The organism is Arthrobacter sp. V1I9 (assembly GCF_030817075.1).
In the GTDB taxonomy this organism is placed as follows: Bacteria; Actinomycetota; Actinomycetes; order Actinomycetales; family Micrococcaceae; genus Arthrobacter.
Genome location: NZ_JAUSYU010000001.1, coordinates 680,126 through 703,594, shown reverse-complemented (window position 1 = coordinate 703,594; position 23,469 = coordinate 680,126). Strand labels below are relative to the sequence as shown.

The following is a 23,469-nucleotide window of genomic DNA, read 5'->3' as shown; positions in this document are numbered from 1 at the left end:
GGGTTTCGGGAAAGACGGTCAGCCCCTGGCCCCGGCGCTTGCCGGCTCCGGCTCCTGGACCCCGCCCGCAAAGACGGACTCCGCCATCTGGGCCGCGATTGCATCCCAGTGGTACTTCTTCAGCAGCTCGCGGGTCTTCGGCTTGGGCCCCCGCGACGGATCCCGCTGGCCGAGCGTCTGGCACACCGAGGCGAAGCCGGCGGCATCCTCACGCAGGTGCACGATTCCCGGGAAATCAGCGACGACGTCGGGCACCCGTGTGGAAACCACCGGCAGGCCGGCCGCGAGGTACTCAAGCGTTTTCGTGGGGCTGATGGAGCGGGTTGCCTCGTTCAGCGCGAAGGGCATCAGGGCCACATCAAGCCCGGCCATTGCCGCGGGAAGGTCCGCGTAGCAGGTGTACCCTTCGTAGCTGATGTTGGGCGCCTGGGGCAGGCTGGCCGGATCGATCTTTGCTACCGGCCCGTACATTTTGATGTCCCACTCCGGCAGCGCTTCGGCCAGGCCGGCGATCAGCCCCAGGTCCAGCCGTTCGTCCAGCACACCCACGTATCCCGCCGCCGGACGCTGCCCCGGAACCCGGGCCTCCGCCGTCGGGGTCCGGTAATGCTCGGGCTCCACGCCGCTGGGAAAGAGCAGAGTGTCCGCGCGGCCCTGCCGCACCATGGACCGGTGGAGTGAGCGGCCGCCGGCAAATACGACGTCGGCCCGGCGCAGGGCCTGCCGCTGCCTGACCACCAGCTCGGGCGGGGCGTCCTTGAAGGCGGCGAGATCGTCCATCACGTCATACACCAGCGTGGTGGGCTGGAGCGCGAGGGCCAGTTCCAGGGCCAGCGGGGTGTAAAGCCACACCACCCGCTCCCCCGCGGGCGGACCCACCAGTTCGGGCAGCTGCTCGATGTAGTCCGGGAGGACGTCGTCGAAAAAGCCCACATGGTGGCCCTGCTCCGCGATTTCCAGCCAGGCGCGGTTAAGTCCGTTGACCTGCGTGTGGTTCATCCGGTTCCGGCCCGTGAAGTCGGGCGACGGCGTGAGCGGCTCCTCCACGTACCAGGTGGAACAGCGGGAGCCCAGGCGGGATACGAGGTGCTGGGGGCGCTGCCACACCCAGTCCCAGCGGAGATGCGACAAAACGATCAGTTCACTCTGCATTGACTATCCTCAATTCCATCCGGGTCTTGGTGTTGGGCAGGCTGTTTCCCTGATCCGCATCAGGGGCCGGTGCCCGGTTCCAGTGGGACATTTGTGGCTCGTAGCCGCGTAGCCAGGTGGCCACGGGTTCGCCCAGCGTGAAGGCAGGCAACTCGTTCGACGGCGTGCCGGCTGCGGCTTTCGCATACGACTCGGACATCACCGAGGGCTGGCGGGCCAGCTCGTCATCCAGCCAGTACACGCCCACGGGGTCGATATGGCCGTCGCTGCGGTACAGGAGCGTGTTCCAGTCCGTGGAGTCGATCACCGGGAACCAGCACAGGCCCTCCAGCGGAACCCCCATCTCCCGGGCCCGTTCGCACTGCTCCAGGACGTACTTGAACCAGGTGGCCCGGTCCGAGGTGGAGCCGCGGACGTTGGTCTCGGTGAGGAGGCACGGCAGCCGGTAGCGGTCCCAGTACAGGTAGATCTGCTGGGCAAGCGGCAGCGGGTACGGGGTATTGGGCGAGCCGCCGCTGTCGTCGAAGTGCCACTGGCAGTGGGCGTAGTAGTCCATCCCCAGCACGTCGATCCGTCCCGGTTCCAGGTCCTGCAGCTTCTCGCCCCCGGCCTCCCGGAGCAGCTCCGCCATGGGACCGTGGGGGTCGTAGCCTTTGCCCAGGAAGCTGTCCAGCACCAGGAACCGGCGTTCGTTGGCCATGGTGGCGTAGGCGCTTCCGCCGGGACCTTCGCCGGTGTGGTGCTCGCAGGTGTCCACCCACACATGCTTGGCGTCCGGCAGCACGTCCTTGTAGGCGCGGCTGGCCTCGGCCACGGCCGGCAGCACGTTGAGGATCTGGGCCACGAAGTTGTCCAGGCCCTTCTGGTAGGGCGGCCAGATGGCCTCGTGTCCGGTGAGGAACAGGGTGGAGAAGGGCTCGTTGAAGAGTGTGTACTCCTCAATCCAGGGGTATCGCCGGGCAAACTCCTCCGTGTACCGCAGGTACGCGGTGCGGAAGCGGGGGTCTGCGAAGCCGCCGTCCATCCACCGGGGATAGCTGGTGTGGTGCACCAGGTCCACGATGGGCCGGAAGCCGTGGTCCCGGAGATAGTGCAGCACCTTGTCCGTGTCCTGCCAGTTGAAGAGGCCTTCCTCGGCCTCCACCCGGTGCCAGCGGACCGGATACCTCAACCTGGTCACTCCGCAGCTGGTCAGCAGTCCAAGGTCCTGCTTCCATTGGACGTCGTGGGCGGTGGACTCGAAAATGTCTGTGTCGTGCCGGGGAAGATACGTACTCTCAAAGGCGCCGATGATGTCGATTCCGCTCATATGCCCGCCCCTTCCCCCTGCAGGGTACGGCCCGCATTGCCGGCCAGCTGAACGTAGACGAGGTCCAGCAGCTCCGCCGCCCTCAGGTTCAGCCGCCGGGATTCATCCAGGTCCCGGTCCAGCCGGAGGATCTCGGCACGCAGCTCTGCGATGTCCGCGGCCGCTACAGCCAACCGCAGGTTCATCTCCTCCAGCGGGTCGCTCAGGGGCTCGTGCTCAGGCAAAGCATCGCTCAGGAAGTCGTTCATGGCAGGGCCCTCACTTTCAGTCGGCGGACGGGTTTGGCGCCTTCGCGCCCGGGTTGTGGTGTAACTTCTTCTGCTTCAAGCCCCAGCTCTGCGAGGCGGCTCGTCAGGGCGGCAACGTCAACGGGAGCGTGCAGGCGGCAGTCCGGGAACGGCGGCTCACAGTCCCCTGACTGGAATTCCAGGAAGGCCTCGGCCGCCGTTTGCTGGTTCCGCAGCAGGTGCCCGATCAGCGTCAGCGTGTTCTCCCGGCCCTGCCCGTTGAGGGAATTCAGCAGCAGCCTGGCGTACACGTGCAGCGGACGGTTGCCTTGGTTCGCGAGGCAGGCCAGCGGTGCGGTCTCCCGGAGCGAGTTGAGGTTCACCCGCCGGGCAACCAAGGTGCCGCAGCCCGCCTGGTGCATGCGCAGGTTTTCGATTGCGGGCCGGCTGTAGTCAACGGCCACCACATGGTGCCCCTGCTCCGCGAAGTGCTTCGCATCCGCGCCGTGCCCGCAGCCAAGCTCCAGGATCCGGGACCCCGGGGAAAGCTCACCGGCGAGCTCCGTAGCCCAGGCCGAGGTTCCGGGCATGTCATCAGCACGCAGCAGCGCCCGGTGGTGGTCCTCCCAGTTCTCCCTGTCACCATCCAGGCTGCCCAGCCAGCTGTCATAGCGACGGCGGGCCGGTGGCGGCGTGGTGAACCGGAACGCCGGATCCGGAATGTGCCAGCTGGGTCCGTAGATCGCCGCGAGCATCTGCTCCGGCTCGGCCGGGGCCGGCAGCTCCCGTCCGTTGATGCTGAGGGTGCGCAGCGGAAAGATACCCACGTTTTCGGTGTGCTCGCGGGCATGGAACGTGCCGTGGAACCAGCCCCCCACGTTGAAGTAGGTGAAAATGTCCAGGTAGAACCGGTCCGTGCCGTCCGCTCCGGGAAACAGCAGCTGCAGGTGCCCCGCGGAATGCCGGACCGTTTCGTAGCCCTGCGCGTGCAGGGCCCGTTCCAGCTCGAAGCCCTCCAGCGCTATGTCCGACGGGTTTTCGTGCCGGCTGAGGTAGGCCAGGTCCACGTCGTCATCGCCCGGCATCACCCGGCCGTCCCGCACTGGACCGAGGAGGGTGCCGCCGGTGACGAAGAGTTCCTGGCCGCGGCCCCGCGCCCACTCCACCAGCTTGCAGGCCTCGTCCAGCGCCTCGTCGATCAGGTGGGCGCGCTGGCCGTCAAAGTTCCGCGCGATCCGCCCCCACTTGTTGATGATCTGCGCCATCCCGGTGCCGGGCTCCTCGAGCGAGAACTGGTGCGGTGAATCATCAAAGGTGACTGTCGCCGTCGGGCATAACGGCGTTCCGTCCTGCAGCACGCTGAGCCGCGCCCAGCCGGACAGGCGGCCGGCGAGGGCGGGCGGCCAGTCGATGGTGCAGCAGCCGGAGCCACGCCGTGCGGCCTCACCGGCACGGACATTCCAGATGGGCCTGTCGCCCAGCAGGATGGACAAGGTGGCATCCCGGGGAATCGGCGGCCCCGCGAGGATAAGCGACAACCTGTCCGCCTGGAGGCTGTGGCTGTGGCTCTGGACGCTGCGGATCTCAACGTCCTGGCTCATGGCTGGGCCACCAGTTCCGAGTCCTTGGACGGGTCCGTGTAGGGAAGCCGGACGTCCACCACCTGCCCCGTCATGGCCGACGCCAGCACCTGGATGCTGGCCCCGGCAACAGCGGCGGCGGGCAGCAGGGATCCTTCCTCCTCGGCCCCGAAAGCCCTGGTCCGCATGGGCGTGGCCGTCCGGCTGGGGCTGATGCAGTTGACCCGGATGCCGTCCGAGCTCCACTCGTCCGCGAGCGCCTGGGTAAGGTTCACGATCGCGGCCTTGGTGGCGGAGTAGACGGTGTAGTTGGCTCGGCCGCGGGTTGTAGGAACTGGAGGCGAAAAGCGTCAGCGATCCCCTGCTTTCGGCCAGGTACTTCTGCGACTCCTGGGCCACGATGAAAGCCGCCGTGAGGTTCACGTCGAGATCGTGGTGCAGCTGCTCGTCCGTCAGCTGGGACAGCGGGCCAACGCTGAGTACGCCTGCGGAGAGGATGACATGGTCCACGCGGCCGTGGGCGGCTGCCGCGGACGCGAGCGCCTGGGCCACGCAGCCGCGGTCCTCCACGAAGGTGCCGTTGCCGGTGCGGCTCTGCCCCGCCACCACAGCTCCTTCGGCTTGGAGCTGCTGGACGAGCTCGAGGCCGATTCCCGAGCTGGCACCGAAGACCACAACAATGGAGCCGCGGAGCCCGCCCGCATTCCCGTTCGGCAGCATGGTTTTGTGTTTCAGCTGGAACAGTTTGTCCGCAAGATGGATGTCGATGGGCTGTGTGATCTTGATGTTGGCCTCGTCGCCGTCCACCACGAAGATGGGAACATCCGGACAGTACTTAAGGACTACCGAGCAGTCATCCGTCGCAAAGAAGTCCGGGTCCTTCCTGGCCCGTTCATACGCTGCGGCAATGACCGGCATCCTGAACGCCTGCGGCGTCTGGCCCCTTCTCAACTTTGCCCGCGGCGGCACGGCGCGAATGAAGTTGTCATCATCCACTTCGATGATGGTGTCCGCGGAGGGGATGGCGGTGTCGACGGCGGCATAGACGTCGAGAGCGCGGATGCAGGCGAGGATGATGTCGCCGTCGAGCAGCGGCCGGACGGCGTCGTGGAAGATGACGTTGGCGTCCTTGTCAGCGATGGCGTCCAGGGCAAAGCAAGAGGTTTCGCTCCGGTCTGTGCCGCCGGCAAGGATCGCCGTGAGCTTGCTGAACTTGTTGGCTGCTTTCGCATCCCGTGTGCCGGGTTTGCTGCCCAGGAGCAGCTCCTCGGCCCGCGGTATGTAGCCCGGGGCCATCATAACGATGATCTCGTCCACCAGCCCACAGTGCTCGAACAGCTCCACCGTGTGCTCAAGGCTGGTGCGGCCGGCGATCGGGACAAACTGTTTGGGTATGTCCAGGCCCATCCGGGTGCCGACCCCTCCGGCCAGGATGACCGCGACGTTGCGGCGGCGGGTGCCGGATGGAGAGGGTGGTTTCTGGTCCATGGCTGATCCTTTCCTTCGAGTTGGCGGCCTAGCGGCGGCCGATGGGGGTGCCTCCCGTGTTCTCGGTGGCGGAGGGGATGATGACGGATGCGGCCTGGAGCCGCTGCCGGGTTTCCTCGGCGGTGATGTAGGAATCCATCCGGGGGTACTCGCCCACCGGGACCACCGCCGAGACGAAGGTCCGGTTGTGGATCCGGATCAGGTTGAAGGAGCGTGCACCGTCCAGGCCCTGCATGGCGCCCGAGGGAAGGGCCAGGTCCTGGTTGTAGCTGGTGGAGGAGGCCACGGAAACGGGGATGTTTGCGAAGGTTGAAAAGACGCTGTGATGGGTGTGCCCGGAGAGGATCCCGATGACGTCGCTGCCTTCCAGCACCCGGGCCAGGCCGTCCTGGTTCCGCAGCTCCGAAAGCACCGCGAGCTCCTGAACCGGCGGAACAGGCGGGTGGTGGATCACCAGGAGCGTGCCGTCGTCGGCCCTTGTCTCCAGTTCCCCTGCCAGCCAGTGCAGCTGCTCGTCATTGATTTCGCCGTGGTGGTAGCCCGGCGTTGAGGAGTCCAGGACCAGCACCCGCAGGTTGCCCAGGTAATAGGTACGGTCAACCGGGAGCTCCTGCGGCGCCTCATCCAGAAGCATCCTTTGGAAGTTGGCACGTTGGTCGTGGTTGCCCATTGCCCAGATGAGCTGGGCGCCCATCCGTTCAGCGTATGCCTGACAGGTAGTTCGCAGGCGCCGGTAGGCCTCCAGGCTGCCCTTGTCCGTGAGGTCGCCGGAAAAAATGATGGCTTCCGGCTTCAGCCCGCTGGCCTCAACGGCGTCAAGGACTTCCACCAGTCCCGTTTGGGGATCGAGTTCGCCGTACAGCAGCCCCTCTTCCACAAAATGAGGGTCGCTCACGTGGACAAGCACATGGTTGGGGTTTGAGTACTCGGAGCGGAACTGGTGCATCGGTGCCTTTCAGCTTTTCCCAGGGCGGAGCCCAAGCCGGGAAGATGTGCTGACGGGCGCTGCATGCCGTCGGGGGTAGAACATAATAAGCACGCTTATGAAATGTTGGGAAGACCTGTCTTTTATCCCGGCCATGTGCTGGCGCTCCTCCGCGGCGTATCAGCAGGCGGGCAGCGGGTAGCTGTACTTCCCTGCCCGCCGCGGGTAGATTCAGGAGTGTGACGGGCATAACTCCCGTCCTTCCCCGGCCCTCCTGCACTGGCCGTGGTAACAGCTGCTGGAGCAAGCCGGTGGCACACTTTGCAGAAATGGATTGAGCCATAATGCCGTCCTCGCACTTCCAGCAGTTCCTTGACCAAGCCACCATTCATGACCCTGCCGCCGAACATCCGTTTGGGGCCGGACTGCCTTTACGGCCTCTACGTCAGCTGGGCATCGCTGCACAACTTCCGGGCCAAACCTGACCAGGCTTTCCGCGCCGGGATGAAGCGCTGCGGCGTCGACGTGAATGACTCCCACCTGCACATGACCGGCCCCGCCGCGGCCGACTACATCCTCAGCAGCTACCCCGACGTCGCCTGACGCTGCCGCGCAGCGCCGCGCCAAACGGCTAGATTGGGGGGACAGCCATGGGATTCGAGCCGCACGAGCCGGAGCAGCGCAGGGAGCTCAATTCCACTTTGCTGCAAGCCGACATCACCGTCTCGGAGCTCTGGCTGCGGTACTTCAGCATGAGCGGCACCGCCGGCGAATACGAGGTCCAGGCCTACGTGGAGGGACTGATCTCCCTGCCTGCCCTGCAGCGCCACCTGCTGGCCATGGCGGCCAGGGAAATCATCAGCGAGACGCCCTGAAGCCGCGCCCGACGGCGACAGCTGCGTACCGCCGTCGGCGTGGCTTCCGTCCTCTTCCCATTGAGCTCCTTCCCGCGCTAGTGTGGGCACAAAACCACTGGCCAGAGCCATGGGTTATCAGGCTCATGCAGTTGGGCCTCTGGGGGATTTTCCGGAGGGAACCGCGGTGAGCAAAACTGGAAGAAACACTTTTAGATGGCGGCGGGGTGCCGCTTTACTCCTCATCCCGGCTCTGATGGCTTTGACCTCCTGTTCTGCGGAGGTCCAGCGCGGCTGGCTGCCCGGTGAACGGGACACCACAGACCACACCCCGTTGGTCACGGACCTGTGGGTGAACTCGTGGATCGCGGCAACCGTGATCGGCGTGATCACCTGGGGACTCATCCTGTGGTGCATCATCGCCTACCGCCGCAGGAAAGATACCGTCGGATTTCCGCGGCAGATGAGCTACAACCTTCCGCTGGAGGTCTTTTACCTCTCTGTTCCGCTCATGATTGTGGGCGTGCTGTTTGTCTTCACCGACCGTGAGCAGCGGGCCATGGACGACCGCTTCGAGGACCCCGATGTGATCATCGATGTCCGCGGCAAGCAGTGGGCCTGGGACTTCAACTACGTCAAGGAGGACGTCCACGAAGACCCGGGCGTGCAGGCCCACCTGGACGGGAACTGGGGCACACCGGACCGGCTGCCCACCCTGTACCTGCCGGTGGGCAAAAAGGTGGAACTACAGCTGAATTCCCGTGACGTCCAGCATTCCTTCTGGGTTGTGGAATTCATGCAGAAACGGGACATGTATCCCGGGGAAAACCAGTTCAACAGGTTCATCGACATCATTCCCAACCGCACCGGTGAATACACCGGCAAGTGCGCCGAACTCTGCGGTGAGTACCATTCCGAGATGCTCTTCAAAGTCCGGGTGGTGACCGAGCAGGAGTACAACACTCACATCGCCGACCTCCGCGCCAAGGGCAACACCGGCATCCGCGGCGATGAATACGACCGCAACCCGGCACGGCCGGCCCTGGAACAGGCACAACAAAGGACGGAACCGTAATGACCACCACCGGCCAAAACATGGGCGTAACGTCGGCGACTGCCGCACCTTCGGTGGTGAAGCGCCCCAAGGGCAGCATGGTGGTCAGCTGGATCACCTCCACGGACCATAAAACCATCGGGTACATGTACCTGATTTCCTCATTTGTGTTCTTCCTCCTCGCCGGCATTATGGCGCTGCTCATCCGTGCCGAACTGTTCGAACCCGGCATGCAGATCCTGCAGACCAAAGAGCAGTACAACCAGCTGTTCACGATGCACGGCACCCTGATGCTGCTGATGTTCGCAACCCCGCTTTTCGCCGGGTTTACGAACGTCATCATGCCGCTGCAGATCGGTGCGCCGGACGTCGCCTTCCCGCGGCTGAATGCGCTGGCCTTCTGGTTCTTCCTGTTCGGCTCCACCATCGCAACGTCCGGCTTTATCACCCCGCAGGGCGCCGCCTCCTTCGGCTGGTTCGCCTATGCACCGCTGTCCAACACCACCTTCACACCCGGCCTGGGCGGGGACCTGTGGGTGTTCGGCCTGGCACTGTCCGGCTTCGGAACCATCCTGGGCGCGGTCAACTTCATCACCACCATCATCTGCATGCGTGCACCCGGCCTCACCATGTGGCGCATGCCGATCTTCACCTGGAACGCCCTGGTCACGTCCATCCTGGTGCTGATGGCCTTCCCGCCGCTGGCCGCGGCGCTGTTCGCCCTGGGAGCGGACCGGAAGTTCGGCGCCCACATCTATGACCCGGCGAACGGCGGTGCCATCCTCTGGCAGCACCTGTTCTGGTTCTTCGGCCACCCCGAGGTGTACATCATCGCGCTGCCGTTCTTCGGCATCGTCTCGGAGATCTTCCCGGTGTTCAGCCGCAAACCGATCTTCGGTTACAAGGGCCTGGTTTACGCCACCATCGCGATTGCTGCCCTGTCCGTGACGGTGTGGGCCCACCACATGTACGTCACCGGGGCGGTGCTGCTGCCGTTCTTCGCGTTTATGACCATGCTTATCGCAGTCCCCACGGGCGTGAAGTTCTTCAACTGGATCGGAACGCTGTGGGGCGGTTCGCTGACGTTCGAGACGCCCATGCTGTGGAGCCTCGGCTTCCTGATTACGTTCCTCTTCGGCGGCCTCACCGGCATCATCCTTGCCTCCCCGCCGCTGGACTTCCACGTCTCTGACTCCTACTTCGTGGTGGCACACTTCCACTACGTGGTGTTCGGGACCGTGGTGTTCGCCATGTTCGCCGGGTTCTACTTCTGGTGGCCCAAGTTCACCGGGACCATGCTCAACGAGCGGCTGGGGAAGATCCACTTCTGGATGCTGTTCCTGGGCTTCCACGGAACCTTCCTGATCCAGCACTGGCTCGGCGTGGAGGGCATGCCCCGCCGCTACGCGGACTACATGCCCGAGGACGGGTTCACCGGAATGAACCAGCTCTCCAGCATCAGCTCCTACCTGCTGGGCGCCTCGGTGATCCCGTTCTTCTGGAACGTCTTCATCACGTGGCGGACCGGCAAGAAGGTCACCGTGGACGACCCCTGGGGCTTCGGCGCCTCGCTGGAGTGGGCCACGTCCTGCCCGCCGCCGCGGCACAACTTCACCTCGCTGCCCCGGATCCGCTCGGAGCGCCCGGCGCTGGACCTGCACCACCCCGAGCTGAGTGTCAGGGAGCACGCGCCCGCTGACAATCCGGTTGCCGATGTCCTGGGCGCAGCTGACATTGGCCCGCGTGACGTGAAGGATCCGGACCCCAACAAGTAGGCGCCCACAGCGAAGCCCCCTGCCAGCCGGTCATTCTGGGTACCGGCCGACAGGGGGCTTCCTGCTGCGGTTCGACCGGAAAATACCGGACGGCACACCAAAACGCTGGGCACCCGGCTTACCAGGTGCGCCAGCGTTTGGGCATCGCAGAACAATCTGCGGGTCGCGGAGCCTTACGCCCCACGTACCAGCTACTCCTTTTTGAGCTTGTCCTGAATGGTTCCAGCTGCCTTTTCCATAACGTTCGGCAGCTCTGTGGTGCCGTAGAAACGGGAATCCGGGTGCGTGGGCGGAGGCATGGGGACCCCGGCCGGGGGCTCTGCCACGTACGTGAACTCGCCGAGGCCATCGGGGGTGGGACCGGACGCCCAGGAGCCTTCCGCAGCAGCCTGGCCGTCCGAGAAGTTCCGGTATTGGTAGGCGACGTCCCGCATCTCCTTGTTGAGGGGGAAGTTGCTCGGCACAGGGAAGTTCTCGGCGCCTTCCTCCTGGAGTTCCTTCGCCGCGGCAACCCACTGGTTCTGGTGCATGGTGTCCCGGGCAAGAAGGAACGAGAGCATGTCCCGGATGCCGTGGTCATCGGTCATGTGGTACAGCCGGGCCACTTGGAGTCGGCCCTGCATCTCAGCGTTGGCGTTGGCCCAAAAGTCGGCGAGCAGGTTGCCGCTGGCAGTGATGTAGCTGCCCTGCCAGGGGTTGCCCATGCTGTCCACGGGACGGACGCCGGCGCCGGCAACGATTGCGGACTGGATATCGGTTCCGCCAACCACGGCGGCAATGGTGGGATCGGACTGGACGGCGTCCTCGGTGATCCCCAAGGGTGCCTTCTCCAGCAGCTGGGCGATCATAGTGGCCAGCATCTCCACGTGGCCGAATTCCTCGGCGCCGATCCCGAAGAGCATGTCCCGGTACTTACCCGGCATGTGCGCATTCCAAGCTTGGAACGAGTACTGCATGGCAACGGTGATTTCGCCGTATTGGCCGCCCAGCACTTCCTGGAGCTTGCGGGCGTAGACGGCGTCCGGCTTGTCCGGAGTTGCCTTGTATTGAAGTTCCTGCTTGTGAAAGAAAACCATGAGTATGTCCTCTCGAGCTCACATCTGGGTTTTTGGAACCAATCCGGTTCCGGCAGCCGAGTTAATCAGCATGCTTACTATCCTGCTTCAGATGCTCCAGTTTGGCCAGACGTTGGACTACCCCTAAACAGAAGCCACCCGCCCACGGCCAGGACCACGCTGACCGCAAGGAAGCCGAGGTCCCAGGCCAGCGGTCCGCCGAGGTCGTCCCGGACATGATGGATCTGCAGCAGCTGGTGGTTGACCAGGCCCTCGACGATGTTGAAGACGCCCCAGCCGCACAGGACCAACCCGGCGTGGAAGCTCCAGGCGGCGGACAGCCGCCCCTGCTGCCGGGCACGGACGGTGAGGGCCGCCGCGGCCACCACCAGCACCCACATGGCACTGTGGAACATGCCGTCGGCCAGGGTGTTCAGCTCCAGGCCTGCCACGGTCTTGGTGTTGCCGCTTTCGGTGTGGCTGAGCAGGTGGTGCCATTGCAGCAGCTGGTGCAGGACGATGCCGTCCACGAACCCGCCGATCCCCATGCCGAACAGGAAGGCCGGGGCTTTGGTCGGTGCGCCGGCCGCCTTCGCCGGCGTGGTTCGGGTTTCCCTTGACACTGTTCCGCTCCCCCTTCGATCGGTGCACCTATCACCTTGTCCCCTACCCGCCGTCGGACGCTCTAAGCATCCTCCGCACCCGCTTCCGGCGCCTGCGAGGCGACCCTTGACCAGTCCTGCCCGAGGTGGAAACGTAGGGCAGGCGGTGCGCCTCAAGCAGCGGGGGTGGTTCCTGCACGAGACGGGAACCGCACTGCCAGCCAACAACCAAGGCGGCACACATGCGAGCAATGGTTTACCGGGGCCCGTACAAAATCCGGGTTGAAGAAAAAGACATTCCGAAGATCGAGCATCCCAACGACGCGATTATCCGCGTGACCACCGGGGCAATTTGCGGCTCGGACCTGCACCTCTACCACGGCATGATGCCGGACACCCGGGTGGGCATGACGTTCGGGCACGAGTTTGTGGGCGTGGTGCACGCGGTGGGCTCCTCGGTGCAGAACCTCGTGCCGGGCGACCGCGTGATGGTCCCCTTCAACGTCTACTGCGGCTCCTGTTATTTCTGCTCCCGCGGCCTGTTTTCGAACTGCCACAACGTAAACCCGAACGCGACGGCGGTGGGCGGCATCTACGGCTACTCCCACACCTGCGGAGGTTACGACGGCGGCCAGGCGGAGTTCGTGCGCGTCCCGTTCGCCGATGTGGGGCCCGCGAAGATTCCGGACTGGATGGACGAAGAGGACGCCGTCCTGCTCACCGACGCGCTTCCCACCGGCTACTTCGGGGCCCAGCTCGGCGACATTGTGGAAGGCGACACCGTGGTGGTGTTCGGTGCCGGCCCGGTGGGCCTGTTCGCCGCCAAGTCCGCCTGGCTGATGGGCGCCGGGAGGGTGATAGTGATCGACCACCTGGAGTACCGGCTGGAGAAGGCCCGCACCTTCGCGCACGCCGAAACGTACAACTTTGTGGAGTACGACGACATTGTGGTGCACCTGAAGAAAGCGACCGACTACCTGGGCGCCGACGTCGTGATTGACGCGGTGGGGGCCGAGGCGGACGGCAACTTCCTCCAGCATGTGACCGCCGCCAAACTGAAACTGCAGGGCGGCTCGCCCGTGGCGCTGAACTGGGCCATCGACGCTGTCCGCAAGGGCGGAACGGTGTCCGTGGTGGGCGCGTACGGTCCGATTTTCAGCGCGGTGAAGTTCGGCGACGCCGTGAACAAGGGCCTGACGCTGCGGATGAACCAGTGCCCGGTCAAACGGCAGTGGCCAAGGCTGTTCGAGCACATCCGGAACGGGTACCTGAAGCCCAGCGACATCGTCACCCACCGGGTCCCCTTGGAGCATATTGCCGAGGGGTACCACATGTTCTCCGCGAAGCTTGATGACTGCATCAAGCCCCTTATCGTTTCCACCCCGGCCTGAGAGGAAGGGCATCATGGCTGAGATACCAACGCCTTACACCGCCGGCAAGCCTGGCTTGAAGGAGTCCAAGGAGGAGCTGCGGGGGCGCATCCCGGGATGGGGCGCGGACCTCGACCCGGCGGACCGGCCCTCCTTCCCCCGCGAGCAGCCGGGCATCGAGACCGGCGCGCACTGGGACTTCCCCGAACGCCAGAACGAGGAGTGGCCCCGGGAGCGGTCCATCGAACACGCTTTCGTGACCCCGGTTTTCGGTACGTCGACCCCTCCTGCCGGAGTCTCGGGGGCCATCCGGAAGTACGCCTACGCCAGGTTCAGCGAGGGCAGGGCCGCGCACTGGCTGCTGCTGATCGCCGCTGACAGGGTGGACGCGTGGGAGCACCACCTCGCCTCGCTGGCCACCGTGCGCCCGGACAACCCTGTGACCGAGACGGGAGTCCTCAGCGAGTTTTCCCGGCACGGCCTGAGCTCCCGGCTCGGGAAGAAACGGGCCGACGTTAACCACCAGTGGATCGATCCGATTGTGGTGGGCGGGCCGTGGGTGCTTGCCGGTCTGGGTGGCGTTGCCGCGGTGCGGGCGCTGCGGCGGGCGGCGGGGCGGAAATGACGCAGGCTACCTCGGGCAAGGCGTCCTTCACCACGGTGGCGGACGGCGTCCACTGTGTCTCAGAAGCCTTCGTCAACTTCTATCTGGTGGAGAGCCCCGACGGGCTGACCCTGGTGGACTCCGGGCTGCCGGCGATGTGGAAGACGCTGGAGGAATCGGTCCGGGGGCTGGGACATGCCGTGGGCGACATCAGGGCGGTGGTGCTCACGCACGCGCACTTCGACCACCTGGGCCTGGCGCACCGGCTGCACACGGAGTTCAGGATCCCCGTCTGGGTGCATGGCGGTGACTCCTTCATCGCCCGGCACCCCTACCGGTACCAGCACGAGAAGTCCCGCTTTATCTTCTCGCTCTCCCACCCCGGCGGCCTGCCCGTGCTGGCCCGGATGACCAAGGCGGGCGCGTTGCGGGTGAAGGGCGTTGATGACCTGTCCCTGTTTCCCGCTGGACTTGGCACCCTGCCGGTGCCGGGGCAGCCCGAGGTGGTGTTCTCCCCCGGGCACACCGCCGGCCACTGCGGGCTGTACCTGCGGGACCGGGACGTGCTGTTCAGCGGGGATGCGTTGGTGACGCTGGACCCGTATTCAGGACGGACCGGGCCGCGCATTGTGGCGGGGGCCGCCACCATGGACAGCCGGCAGAACCTGGACACCCTGACGCAACTGGCACGGACCGGCGCTTCCCTGGTCCTGCCCGGGCACGGCGAACCCTGGACGGGCGGCATCGAGGAGGCAGTGGCAGCAGCCCGGCGCGAGGCAGCCTCCTGACCTGGCTGGGCGAAGCCCCGCCGTCGTGATTCCTGGCTGCTGACACAGAAAAATCACCCTGTTGAAACATTTCAGCAACCTCGGCGGGGCAAGCTGTGGGTACGGGGATACAACAGCAGGAGGCATCGCATCATGGAGGCACAAAAAGTATTGACCGCCCAGCTTCGTATCGGCGACCAGATTGAGGCGTGGCACAACGGCAAGCTGTTCCACCGGGGGCGGGTGACCGACGTGGTACCCGCCCTGGAACTGTTCTGGATCCTCGACGCGAGGACCGGCGCGCGGAAGCTGCTCGATCCGGAGGCGCTGGAGATCCGGCACGTGGAGGCATCGGCGCAGCCGCTGGCCACAGCCTGAGAAGGTCTGGCGTGCGGGCGGGCGGCGTTCAAGCCGGCCAGCAGGCGGCCGTGCATAGAATGAGTTTGATGCGGAACCACCGCGGAAGTTCGGGCGCATATGCCCACAACCACGAAGGAGCACACCGTGATTGGATTCATCGTTGCCGGCCTGGTTATCGGCGCACTTGCCCGCCTCATCAAGCCGGGCAAGCAGAACCTGGGCCTGCTCGCCACGTTGCTGCTGGGCCTTGTCGGTTCGGTGATCGGCGGCGTTGTGGCTTCGCTCCTGGGCACCGGAAACATCTTTGAACTGAACTTCCTGGGCTTCATCGTGGCTGTCATCGCGTCGGTGCTCCTGGTGGGCACCGCGGAAGCAGTTGCCGGGCGCCGGAAGTCAGTGCGCCGCTAATCTCGTTGGGCTGCCTGCAGGATTTGCGGGCCGCCAGCCCGGCCGGACAAAATGCAGCAGGCCCCCTGGAACTTCCCGGGGGCCTGTTGCGTCAGGTGGGCCAAGCGTCTGCGGTGACAGCCCGACGTCGGCCGCTTGCTGGGGTGCCCTAGCTGCGGTCCTGGTAGACGTCCGGGATGCCGTCCTCATCTGCGTCCACTTTCTCGACTTCCTCCGCCGCCCGGTATTGGCGGTTCCTGGCCCGGAGCACGGCCGTGGCCAGCAGCGCGGCCAGCAATGAGGCGGTCAGGATGCCGACTTTGGCGTGGTCGTCGTGCAGGCTGCCCTGACCGAAGCTGAGTTCGGCCACCAGCAGGGACACCGTGAATCCGATGCCTGCCAGGAGGGACACACCAAAGACATCGATCCACTTGAAAGACTTGTCCAGCTCAGCCCTGCTGGTTTTCGTCAGCAGCCAGGTGGTGCCCATGATGCCAATAGGCTTTCCGAGCACCAGGGCCACGATGATGCCCAAAGCCACAGGATCGGCCAGGGCGGAGGCGAATCCTTCCAGTCCGCCCACGGCCACGCCCGCGGAGAAGAAGGCGAAGACCGGCACTGCAATGCCAGCAGAAATAGGCCGGAAGCGGTGTTCGAAGATTTCGGCCAGTCCCGGTCCTGCGTCGGGGCCGCCGGCCGCCTGCGAGCGGATGACGGGGATGGCGAAGCCCAGCAGCACTCCGGCCACAGTGGCGTGAATTCCGGAGGCGTGGACCAGCGCCCACGTGACCACCCCGAGCGGCAGCAGGATGATCCAGGCCGCCGGGGCTTTCATGCCGAAGAAGTATCGGAATCTATGCGCCAGGAAGGCGTAGAGCGCCAGCGGGATGAGTGCCAGTAGCAGCGGCATGACGTGCAGGTCGCTGGTATAGAAGAACGCGATGATGCTGATGGCAATAAGGTCATCGACTACAGCCAGCGTCAGCAGGAAGATCCGCAGCGCGCTGGGCAGGTGCGAGCCGATGATAGCCAGGACCGCCACCGCGAAGGCGATGTCCGTGGCAGTGGGGATAGCCCAGCCGCGCAGGGTCTCCGGGCTGGTCAGGTTGATGGCCACATAGATCAGCGCCGGGACTACCACGCCGCCCGCTGCGGCAGCCACCGGAACGATGGACTTGTTCAGCTGCCGAAGGTCGCCCGCAACGAACTCCCGCTTGAGCTCCAGGCCCACCAGGAAGAAGAAGATCGCCAGCAACCCGTCGGCAGCCCAGGCCCCCAAACTGAGGTTCAGGTGCCACGGCTCGTAGCCAATTTTGAAGTCCCGCAAGGCAAAATAACTGTCCGAAGCCGGAGAGTTGGCCCACACCAGGGCGATCAGCGCCGCCGCAACCAGCAGGGCACCGCCAACGGTCTCCTTGCGCAGGATCTCGCCGATCCGCAGGGCTTCGGCGTAGCTGCCGCGGCCGAAAATGGTGGAGCGGGTTCGATTGGGTGGGGGCGTTGGGCTCATCAAGCATCCTCAAATCCGGGGTCGGCAAATATATGCCGACCAGACTTCCCGGCGCACCTTCGATCCATACTACGTGCTCAGCTTCCTCTTCTGCTTATCGCTTCGTTGCAGCCGGGCCAGCCACCAGCATGTGGCCCGGTTCACGATGACACCCATCCAGGCCGGGAGCAGCAGCGAAGTGCCTATGTCCCTCACCTGGGACGACAACGTCACTTGTATGAGGAGACTGCTTTCCGATGAACAAGACACTCCGCCTTATGGCTGTTCCCACCCTCGCTCTGGGAGCCCTTGCCCTTTCGACTGCCCCTGCCATGGCCCACGACGGCGCCGACCACTACCAGTCCACGCTCAGCCAGCTCAACGGCAGCGCCGGCTCGGGCACCATCACTGTTGATGTCACCGGCAACCAGGCACACGTTGTCCTGAACGTTTCGGGTATGCCCGCCACGTTCATGGACGCCCCGTACCCGCACGTCCAGCACATCCACGGTGGAGCCCAGGGAGTTTGCCCCGCCCCTTCGGCGGACAAGGACGGCGACCAGGTCATCTCCACGACCGAAGGTGCCCCCTCCTACGGCGGCATCGTCACCACCCTGTCCACCAGCGGCGACACCAGCCCCGCAGCGGGTCTCGACCTCAAGGTCGGTGGCCAGGGGGCGGCTTACACCGTTGACCGCACGTTCGAACTGAACGCCGAAACCAAGGCCGCCCTCGAAGCCGGCACCGCGGTGGTGGTGGTCCACGGCCTTGACCCCGCAACCCTGAGCGCGGCCGGACAGGCAGCAAAGAGCGATCTTGCGCCCACCCTTCCGCTCGCCGCAACTTCGCCTGCCCTGTGCGGGACGTTGACGGCCGGGCAGATGCAGATGCCGGCAGGCGGCGCTGACACCGGCGTCGCTACCGAAACCGGTACCGACACCGGAGCCCTCGCCGTGGGCAGCGGCCTGGCCCTGATTGCCCTCGCTGGCGGCGCCTACGCCGTCCGCCGCCGTACCGCCGGCGCAGCAGCCTAAGCACCGGCTGACTGGATCACCATTGTGATTGGTACGAATTCCGGCCGCCGCGGGGGCCTGCTGGCCTCCACTGCGGCCGGGCTTCTGCTCACCTTAGCCTTGAGCGGCTGCGGCGCCGGCAGCAACAACACGCCTGACGCCGGCTCCCCGCCTTCCGCTTCCGCCACGCCTTCCGCGGCGGCTACCTCGGACCCGCCAAGTTCCGCAGCGCCGTCGGCAGCTTCCCCCGCTGCCGCCGCGCCTGCTGCTGCAAAACCGGCAGTCCTGTCCCGGTCCGAGCCCGTGGCCCTGGAAATTCCTGCCATCGGCGTACGGACCGAACTCCTGAAGCTTGGCCTGCGGGAAAACGGCTCCCTGGAAGTACCGCAGGACGACGGCAACGGTGCCCCCGCCAGCTGGTACAACGGGTCACCCACCCCCGGCGAACGCGGACCATCCGTCATGCTGGGCCACGTCAACTCACCCAACGGACGCGGGGGCGTCTTCAAAGATCTCCGCCAGCTCACTCCCGGAACCGAAATCAACGTCTCCAGGACAGACGGCAGCATCGCCGTGTTCACCGTTGACCGCGGCGAGCTGTACAGCAAGGACAGTTTCCCCACGCTGAAGGTCTACGGAAATACTCCCGGGTCCGAGCTGCGGCTTATCACGTGCGATGGCTACGACCCAGCCACCGGGCTCTTCGACGACAACTACGTGATCTACGCGAAGCTCAAAGCCTGATCCTGCTCCTCGGCCGGACACCACGTTTCGCCCGAACACCGAGTTTTACCAAGCGGCCGCTGACTCCGGAAGACGGAGCGGCCAGGACGGAAGCGCCATGAAAAACCGCAGTCCCCTGCTGGCCTCGCTGGCACTCTCGTCCCTGCTGCTCTCCGGCTGCGCGGCGGCGGGGTCCGTAGCAACGGCTGACGTGCCGGCGTCGGACGCTACATCCTCCCCTGCCGCATCACAGTCACCCAGCCATACCGGCGGCCATCACGGCGGCGGCGCATCCTCCCCCCGCCCTTCCGCCAAGGGCCCCAGCGAAGCCGCGAAGATGGTGTGCGGGGACCAGCCGATGGACAGGCTAACTTCCATCCTGGAGCTGAGCGAAGACCCGCACACCATAAACAATTGGGCGGACAGCACCTTTACCTGTATCTACCACCTGGACGAAGGTGCGCTGGAAATCTCCGTGAAGGAAGCTGCAGACCAAGCCACTGCGCTGAGGTACTTCGACGCCATGCAGGCACTCGCAGCGGACGCCAAGCCGCTAAAGGGCTTGGCCAACCTGGGATTCCCTGCTTACGAAACGGCGGACGGAGCGGCGGTTTTCCAGAAGGACAACTTCGTGCTGCAGGTGGATGCCTCGGGACTGCCGGAAACCCTGGGCCCGGACGTTATCACCCGGAACGCCCTCGCGTACCAGCTGTCCACCACTATCTTGGCGTGCTGGGTGGAGCATCACTAGGACGCGACCTTGCCCCGCCCGTTTTCCCGCCACCGGCCGTCCTGGGCAATGGCAGCAACGGCGTCGTTCAGGTAGCGGCGCGTAGCTGCAGAGTTGGCCAGCTGCACCAGCTCCGCGGCCACCACCACCAGCTTGACGTTGCGGTGGCTGCTGGTGCTCACCAGCAGCTGGAAGGCGTCGTCCGAGCCCAAGTGCAGCTGTCCCATCAGGATCCCCCGGGCCTGGTCAATAACACTCCGGGTTGACGTGGCGCCGGCCACCGCTTCGCGGGTTTTCTCCTCAGTTTCGCGCTGCAGCGTGGTAGTGAGGTCAACCACCACCCCTTCCATAGCGGTAACCTTCCCAGCGGTATCCGTGATGGCCTCACCGGATGTCAGCACCCGCCGCGTCCGGCCCCGAGAGTCGATGATCCGGTGGTACATGCAGAAGTAGCCTCCGGTTTTGGCAACCTGCGCCACGATCTCTTCGCACCTGGGCCTGTCCTCCGGGTGCTTGTGCGAATACAGCAGCTCCATAGTGGGAACCACTTCGCCGCGCCGGTACCCGTGAAGCGCAAACATGCCGTCCGACCATTCAATCTTCCAGCCGTCCAGATCCACGTGGAATGTGGCCCGCCACGCACTCATTGTCACCCAGCGCACTTGAGTACGTGTAAGGGCCGCTCAATTCAGCCAAAGAGCCACCTCCGGTCCATCTTCCAGCCCTGCACGCGCGGGCAAAGGCGTCATTGCCTTTCATCCAAGTATGGCCAAGATGCAGCACCTCGGAAAGGCCACACCCTCCTCGGCCTCTTGACTTGTATACCCCCTAGGGGTATATTTCCAGGTGTTGTCAGTGAAGTGGTATGTCCCGGCAGGTGCCCCGCACCGCCTTTCACAGCCGTTCAACCCCAGCGCCCATTGATCCTTCACCAAGGAATGGAAACTGACATGCCGGAGATCGAAACCCGCACCCCCCTCCCCCTGGCCCCCGCTGCCGGCTGCAGCTGCTGCCCGCCGTCGGCCAGGGCAGGCGAGCCGCCGGCCGCCGTCGTAACTTCCGACGACGGACCCCCCTCCCCGACGCTCGCTCACCTTTCGCCCTAAATTGGGCGACGCTCGCTCACCTTCCGCCCTAAATCGGGCGACGCTCTCTCACCTTTCGCTCCAAATCGGGCAACCCTCTCTCACCTTTTGCACCGGGCTCCAAAGCCGGGCCACGGCCGTCCTCCAAGGAGGAACCAATGCAGGACCATCAGCACCAACACCACACGCACCATCACGACGACGACAGCCCGCCAGGTGCCACCCTCACCGAAGCGGGGGCAGCTTCGCCCGCCCACCACACCCATCACGACGACGACCATGCCGTCCACACCCACGGGCAGCACGCCGGCCACAGCACGGCCATGTTCAAGAACAGGTTCTGGCTCACGCTGGCGTTGACCGCCCCCGTGGTCTATTTCAGCCCCATGGTGGGCCACATCCTCGGCTACATGGCCCCGATGTTCCCCGGCTCCACCTGGGTCCCGCCCGTCCTGGGCACGGTGATCTTCCTCTATGGCGGCCAGCCGTTCCTCAAGGGCGGGCTGCAGGAGCTGAAGGACCGCCGGCCAGGCATGATGCTCCTGATCGCGATGGCCATCACGGTGGCATTTGTGGCGTCCTGGATCACCAGTCTCGGCCTGGGCGGTTTCGACCTGGACTTCTGGTGGGAGCTAGCGTTGCTGGTGGCCATCATGCTGCTGGGCCACTGGATCGAGATGCGGGCGCTGGGTTCCGCGCAGGGCGCACTCGATGCCCTCGCCGCGCTGCTCCCCGATGAAGCAGAACGCATCACGGACAGCGGAACCGAAACCGTGTCCGTCGCCGAACTCCGGCCAGCCGACCTGGTCCTGGTGCGCTCCGGCGCCCGCATGCCGGCCGACGGCACCGTAGTGGAAGGGCAGGCTGAGTTCGACGAGTCGATGATCACCGGCGAATCCAAAACGGTACTGCGGGCCCCAGGCGATGCCGTGGTGGCCGGGACGGTCGCCACGGACAACAGCGTGCGGGTCCGCGTGGATGCGGTGGGCGACGACACTGCCCTTGCCGGCATCCAACGCCTCGTGGCCGAAGCACAGGCATCCTCGTCGCGGGCACAGGCTTTGGCTGACCGCGCGGCGGCCTTCCTGTTCTACTTCGCCGCGGGTGCAGGCGTGCTCACCTTCATCGTCTGGACGCTTCTGGGGAGCATCCCGGAGGCCGTGACCCGCACCGTCACCGTCCTCGTCATCGCCTGCCCCCACGCACTGGGCCTGGCGATTCCGCTGGTCATCGCCATCTCCACGGAGCAGGCCGCCCGGGCCGGGGTCCTGATCAAGAACCGGATGGCTTTGGAGCGGATGCGCACGGTGGACGTGGTTCTCTTCGACAAGACCGGCACCCTCACCACCGGCGAACCGGAGCTGAAGGACGTGGCCGCGTCTCCTGGCGTGGAGGTGGACAAGTTGCTGGCCCTGGCCGCCGCCGTGGAGTCGGACAGTGAGCACCCCGTAGCGCGGGCCATCGTGCGCGCGGCACGGGAGCGGAACCTGGCGCTGCCCGCCGTCGCGGGATTCAGCTCGCTCACCGGCCGCGGCGTCCGGGCTTCAGTAGACGGCCGCACCGTGCACGTCGGCGGGCCCGCGCTCCTGCGCGAGCTTGCCGCCATCGAACCTCCTGCCCTTGCGGACACGACCCGCGGCTGGATGGACCGCGGCGCGGCCGTCCTGCACGTGATCGACGACGACGGCCGGGTGGTGGGGGCGGTCAGCCTTGAGGACGCGGTGCGGGCAGAGTCGCGCCAGGCAGTTGCCGCCCTGCAGAACCGCGGCGTGAAGGTGGGCATGATTACCGGTGACGCCCGGCAGGTGGCCCAGGCTGTGGCAGCCGACCTGAACATCGACGAGGTGTTCGCGGAGGTCCTGCCGGCGGACAAGGACAAGAAGGTGGCTGAGCTGCAGGCGCGCGGCCTGAAGGTGGCCATGGTGGGCGACGGCGTCAACGACTCCCCCGCGCTGGCCCGTGCCGAGGTGGGCATCGCGATCGGTGCAGGCACGGATGTTGCCATGGAATCGGCCGGCGTGGTGCTCGCGGGAAACGACCCGCGCGCCGTGCTGTCCATGGTGGACCTGTCCCGCGCCAGCTACCGCAAGATGTGGCAGAACCTGGTGTGGGCCACCGGCTACAACATCCTGTCCGTGCCGCTGGCGGCCGGCGTCCTGGCCTTCGCCGGGGTGGTGCTCTCACCGGCCGCCGGCGCGGTGCTGATGTCCGTGTCCACTATCGTGGTGGCCTTGAACGCCCAGCTGCTGCGGCGGCTGAAACTCAACCCGTCCGACGTACGTTGACAATGCAGCCCCCGCTCCAAGGAGGAAACAGCATGGCACCGCGCGTCCGCGTCCTGTCGTCAGCCCTCCTGCGTGCGGGGCTGGTGGCCGCGGTCCTGGCCGTCATGGCCGGGATCCTCGGCATGCACGTTATGACCGCTGACCACTCGTCCCACGCGGCGGGTCCTGCGGCGGCAGGCTCCGTGGCAGGTTCGACGGCGGCGGCCGCCGCTGGCGGGCACAGCGACCATTCGCACCATCCCGGGCACACCGCCGTCGCGCATTCCGCTGGCGGGTACAGCGACCATTCGCGCCATCCCGGGCACCCCGCCGGTAGTCAAGCTGAACCGGCAATCCAAGCGGCTGAGCACGCGTCATTGACAGCGGCCGACGTCTGTGGCTCGGCCTGCCCTGGCATCGAGGAAAGTGGGGCGTCCTGCATCCCTTTGGCCACAACCGGATCGCTTGCAGTTTTCCCGCCGAAGGGCGCCGCCGGCGGAGAGCCTAACCTGACCGTCCATGCCCGGCATGTCCGCGCATACTCCTTCACGCCGTCGAGCCCAACACCCTGCGAGCTGTCCATCAGCCGGACGTAGACCGGGCTGCCGCGTGGCCCGCCACGCTTCAATCAGCCCACTTCTACTACTTCCCTGAAG

At 65.6% G+C, this 23,469-nt stretch carries 24 protein-coding genes and 1 pseudogene; 14 read left to right on the top strand and 11 right to left on the bottom strand.

The annotated features are described in order from the left end of the window. Positions 1-18 precede the first annotated feature (18 nt). From QFZ70_RS03325 to QFZ70_RS03295, 7 genes and pseudogenes are all read right to left on the bottom strand, one after another. Entirely contained in the window at positions 19-1,152 is a 1,134-nt protein-coding gene (locus QFZ70_RS03325) for a glycosyltransferase (protein ID WP_307094085.1), read from the bottom strand. Then, entirely contained in the window at positions 1,142-2,461 is a 1,320-nt protein-coding gene (locus QFZ70_RS03320) for a family 1 glycosylhydrolase (RefSeq protein ID WP_307094084.1), read from the bottom strand. Before QFZ70_RS03320 ends, QFZ70_RS03325 begins: the two co-directional genes overlap by 11 nt. Next, a complete protein-coding gene (locus tag QFZ70_RS03315) occupies positions 2,458-2,709 on the bottom strand; it encodes a hypothetical protein (RefSeq protein WP_307094083.1) in 252 nt (83 codons plus the stop codon). Before QFZ70_RS03315 ends, QFZ70_RS03320 begins: the two co-directional genes overlap by 4 nt. Further along, entirely contained in the window at positions 2,706-3,278 is a 573-nt protein-coding gene (locus QFZ70_RS03310; protein ID WP_307097785.1) for a bifunctional 2-polyprenyl-6-hydroxyphenol methylase/3-demethylubiquinol 3-O-methyltransferase UbiG, read from the bottom strand. Before QFZ70_RS03310 ends, QFZ70_RS03315 begins: the two co-directional genes overlap by 4 nt. 1,007 nt (positions 3,279-4,285) lie before the next feature. Further along, positions 4,286-4,543, bottom strand: coding sequence for an SDR family oxidoreductase (locus QFZ70_RS03305; RefSeq protein ID WP_307097784.1), 258 nt, complete (start codon positions 4,541-4,543; stop codon positions 4,286-4,288). Positions 4,544-4,661: 118 nt separating this feature from the next. Beyond that, a pseudogene (locus QFZ70_RS03300) lies at positions 4,662-5,675 on the bottom strand (2-C-methyl-D-erythritol 4-phosphate cytidylyltransferase); the annotation flags it as partial. Between the two features lie 109 nt (positions 5,676-5,784). Continuing rightward, complete coding sequence (locus tag QFZ70_RS03295; protein WP_307094082.1) at positions 5,785-6,702, bottom strand: metallophosphoesterase; 918 nt, start codon at positions 6,700-6,702, stop codon at positions 5,785-5,787. A gap of 369 nt (positions 6,703-7,071) precedes the next feature. Between QFZ70_RS03295 and QFZ70_RS03290 the strand changes: the two genes are divergently transcribed. The 4 genes from QFZ70_RS03290 (at position 7,072) to ctaD (ending at position 10,364) form a co-directional block, all read left to right on the top strand. Then, complete coding sequence (locus QFZ70_RS03290) at positions 7,072-7,284, top strand: hypothetical protein (RefSeq protein ID WP_307094081.1); 213 nt, start codon at positions 7,072-7,074, stop codon at positions 7,282-7,284. Between the two features lie 47 nt (positions 7,285-7,331). After that, the gene (locus tag QFZ70_RS03285) at positions 7,332-7,556 is read left to right on the top strand and encodes a hypothetical protein (protein WP_307094080.1); all 225 of its coding nucleotides are present in this window, start codon (positions 7,332-7,334) and stop codon (positions 7,554-7,556) included. 235 nt (positions 7,557-7,791) lie between these two features. Next, positions 7,792-8,610: a cytochrome c oxidase subunit II gene (locus tag QFZ70_RS03280; protein ID WP_307094079.1), complete on the top strand. Its 819-nt coding sequence runs from the start codon at positions 7,792-7,794 to the stop codon at positions 8,608-8,610. Continuing rightward, positions 8,610-10,364: a cytochrome c oxidase subunit I gene (ctaD, locus tag QFZ70_RS03275; RefSeq protein ID WP_307094078.1), complete on the top strand. Its 1,755-nt coding sequence runs from the start codon at positions 8,610-8,612 to the stop codon at positions 10,362-10,364. The genes QFZ70_RS03280 and ctaD overlap by 1 nt, the downstream gene beginning before the upstream one ends. A 191-nt stretch (positions 10,365-10,555) precedes the next feature. On the opposite strand, the gene QFZ70_RS03270 is transcribed toward ctaD, so the two are convergent. Together QFZ70_RS03270 and QFZ70_RS03265 are read right to left on the bottom strand one after the other, a co-directional pair. Next, a complete protein-coding gene (locus tag QFZ70_RS03270) occupies positions 10,556-11,440 on the bottom strand; it encodes a manganese catalase family protein (protein ID WP_307094077.1) in 885 nt (294 codons plus the stop codon). Between the two features lie 77 nt (positions 11,441-11,517). Next, the gene (locus tag QFZ70_RS03265; protein WP_307094076.1) at positions 11,518-12,042 is read right to left on the bottom strand and encodes a DUF2243 domain-containing protein; all 525 of its coding nucleotides are present in this window, start codon (positions 12,040-12,042) and stop codon (positions 11,518-11,520) included. Between the two features lie 221 nt (positions 12,043-12,263). Between QFZ70_RS03265 and QFZ70_RS03260 the strand changes: the two genes are divergently transcribed. From QFZ70_RS03260 to QFZ70_RS03240, 5 genes are all read left to right on the top strand, one after another. Next, complete coding sequence (locus tag QFZ70_RS03260; RefSeq protein WP_307094075.1) at positions 12,264-13,412, top strand: zinc-dependent alcohol dehydrogenase; 1,149 nt, start codon at positions 12,264-12,266, stop codon at positions 13,410-13,412. A 13-nt stretch (positions 13,413-13,425) separates the two neighbouring features. Further along, positions 13,426-14,016: a hypothetical protein gene (locus QFZ70_RS03255; protein WP_307094074.1), complete on the top strand. Its 591-nt coding sequence runs from the start codon at positions 13,426-13,428 to the stop codon at positions 14,014-14,016. Further along, positions 14,013-14,783, top strand: coding sequence for an MBL fold metallo-hydrolase (locus QFZ70_RS03250; protein ID WP_307094073.1), 771 nt, complete (start codon positions 14,013-14,015; stop codon positions 14,781-14,783). Before QFZ70_RS03255 ends, QFZ70_RS03250 begins: the two co-directional genes overlap by 4 nt. Positions 14,784-14,915: 132 nt before the next feature. Continuing rightward, on the top strand, positions 14,916-15,140 hold the full coding sequence (locus QFZ70_RS03245) for a hypothetical protein (protein ID WP_307094072.1): 225 nt from the start codon (positions 14,916-14,918) through the stop codon (positions 15,138-15,140). Positions 15,141-15,266: 126 nt separating this feature from the next. Continuing rightward, positions 15,267-15,530, top strand: coding sequence for a GlsB/YeaQ/YmgE family stress response membrane protein (locus QFZ70_RS03240; RefSeq protein WP_307094071.1), 264 nt, complete (start codon positions 15,267-15,269; stop codon positions 15,528-15,530). Positions 15,531-15,678: 148 nt separating this feature from the next. Here QFZ70_RS03240 and nhaA read toward each other — a convergent pair whose 3' ends face one another. Continuing rightward, positions 15,679-17,019 carry a Na+/H+ antiporter NhaA gene (gene nhaA, locus QFZ70_RS03235; RefSeq protein ID WP_307094070.1) on the bottom strand — a complete coding sequence of 447 codons (1,341 nt, stop codon included), beginning with the start codon at positions 17,017-17,019 and terminating at the stop codon, positions 15,679-15,681. Positions 17,020-17,255: 236 nt separating this feature from the next. Between nhaA and QFZ70_RS03230 the strand changes: the two genes are divergently transcribed. The 3 genes from QFZ70_RS03230 (at position 17,256) to QFZ70_RS03220 (ending at position 19,485) form a co-directional block, all read left to right on the top strand. Next, the gene (locus QFZ70_RS03230; RefSeq protein ID WP_307094069.1) at positions 17,256-18,032 is read left to right on the top strand and encodes a CHRD domain-containing protein; all 777 of its coding nucleotides are present in this window, start codon (positions 17,256-17,258) and stop codon (positions 18,030-18,032) included. A gap of 24 nt (positions 18,033-18,056) precedes the next feature. Beyond that, complete coding sequence (locus QFZ70_RS03225; RefSeq protein ID WP_307094068.1) at positions 18,057-18,755, top strand: class F sortase; 699 nt, start codon at positions 18,057-18,059, stop codon at positions 18,753-18,755. Between the two features lie 97 nt (positions 18,756-18,852). Next, positions 18,853-19,485, top strand: coding sequence for a hypothetical protein (locus QFZ70_RS03220; RefSeq protein ID WP_307094067.1), 633 nt, complete (start codon positions 18,853-18,855; stop codon positions 19,483-19,485). Here QFZ70_RS03220 and QFZ70_RS03215 read toward each other — a convergent pair. Further along, entirely contained in the window at positions 19,482-20,111 is a 630-nt protein-coding gene (locus tag QFZ70_RS03215; RefSeq protein WP_307094066.1) for a PAS and ANTAR domain-containing protein, read from the bottom strand. The two genes, QFZ70_RS03220 and QFZ70_RS03215, sit on opposite strands and share 4 nt — an antisense overlap. Positions 20,112-20,707: 596 nt before the next feature. On the opposite strand from QFZ70_RS03215, the gene QFZ70_RS03210 reads away from it, so the two are divergent. Beyond that, positions 20,708-22,834 (top strand): heavy metal translocating P-type ATPase, encoded by a 2,127-nt coding sequence (locus QFZ70_RS03210; protein WP_307094065.1) that lies wholly within the window; start codon positions 20,708-20,710, stop codon positions 22,832-22,834. A 32-nt stretch (positions 22,835-22,866) separates the two neighbouring features. After that, positions 22,867-23,409 (top strand): hypothetical protein, encoded by a 543-nt coding sequence (locus QFZ70_RS03205; RefSeq protein ID WP_307094064.1) that lies wholly within the window; start codon positions 22,867-22,869, stop codon positions 23,407-23,409. Positions 23,410-23,469: the final 60 nt, after the last annotated feature.

Coding starts and splice junctions, on each gene's coding strand:
- QFZ70_RS03325 (WP_307094085.1), bottom strand. CDS start 1,152: ATGCAGAGTGAACTGATCGTTTTGTCGCATCTCCGCTGGGACTGGGTG.
- QFZ70_RS03320 (WP_307094084.1), bottom strand. CDS start 2,461: ATGAGCGGAATCGACATCATCGGCGCCTTTGAGAGTACGTATCTTCCC.
- QFZ70_RS03315 (WP_307094083.1), bottom strand. CDS start 2,709: ATGAACGACTTCCTGAGCGATGCTTTGCCTGAGCACGAGCCCCTGAGC.
- QFZ70_RS03310 (WP_307097785.1), bottom strand. CDS start 3,278: ATGCCCGGAACCTCGGCCTGGGCTACGGAGCTCGCCGGTGAGCTTTCC.
- QFZ70_RS03295 (WP_307094082.1), bottom strand. CDS start 6,702: ATGCACCAGTTCCGCTCCGAGTACTCAAACCCCAACCATGTGCTTGTC.
- QFZ70_RS03290 (WP_307094081.1), top strand. CDS start 7,072: ATGACCCTGCCGCCGAACATCCGTTTGGGGCCGGACTGCCTTTACGGC.
- QFZ70_RS03285 (WP_307094080.1), top strand. CDS start 7,332: ATGGGATTCGAGCCGCACGAGCCGGAGCAGCGCAGGGAGCTCAATTCC.
- QFZ70_RS03280 (WP_307094079.1), top strand. CDS start 7,792: ATGGCTTTGACCTCCTGTTCTGCGGAGGTCCAGCGCGGCTGGCTGCCC.
- ctaD (WP_307094078.1), top strand. CDS start 8,610: ATGACCACCACCGGCCAAAACATGGGCGTAACGTCGGCGACTGCCGCA.
- QFZ70_RS03270 (WP_307094077.1), bottom strand. CDS start 11,440: ATGGTTTTCTTTCACAAGCAGGAACTTCAATACAAGGCAACTCCGGAC.
- QFZ70_RS03260 (WP_307094075.1), top strand. CDS start 12,264: ATGCGAGCAATGGTTTACCGGGGCCCGTACAAAATCCGGGTTGAAGAA.
- QFZ70_RS03255 (WP_307094074.1), top strand. CDS start 13,426: ATGGCTGAGATACCAACGCCTTACACCGCCGGCAAGCCTGGCTTGAAG.
- QFZ70_RS03250 (WP_307094073.1), top strand. CDS start 14,013: ATGACGCAGGCTACCTCGGGCAAGGCGTCCTTCACCACGGTGGCGGAC.
- QFZ70_RS03245 (WP_307094072.1), top strand. CDS start 14,916: ATGGAGGCACAAAAAGTATTGACCGCCCAGCTTCGTATCGGCGACCAG.
- nhaA (WP_307094070.1), bottom strand. CDS start 17,019: ATGAGCCCAACGCCCCCACCCAATCGAACCCGCTCCACCATTTTCGGC.
- QFZ70_RS03230 (WP_307094069.1), top strand. CDS start 17,256: ATGAACAAGACACTCCGCCTTATGGCTGTTCCCACCCTCGCTCTGGGA.
- QFZ70_RS03220 (WP_307094067.1), top strand. CDS start 18,853: ATGAAAAACCGCAGTCCCCTGCTGGCCTCGCTGGCACTCTCGTCCCTG.
- QFZ70_RS03215 (WP_307094066.1), bottom strand. CDS start 20,111: ATGAGTGCGTGGCGGGCCACATTCCACGTGGATCTGGACGGCTGGAAG.
- QFZ70_RS03210 (WP_307094065.1), top strand. CDS start 20,708: ATGCAGGACCATCAGCACCAACACCACACGCACCATCACGACGACGAC.
- QFZ70_RS03205 (WP_307094064.1), top strand. CDS start 22,867: ATGGCACCGCGCGTCCGCGTCCTGTCGTCAGCCCTCCTGCGTGCGGGG.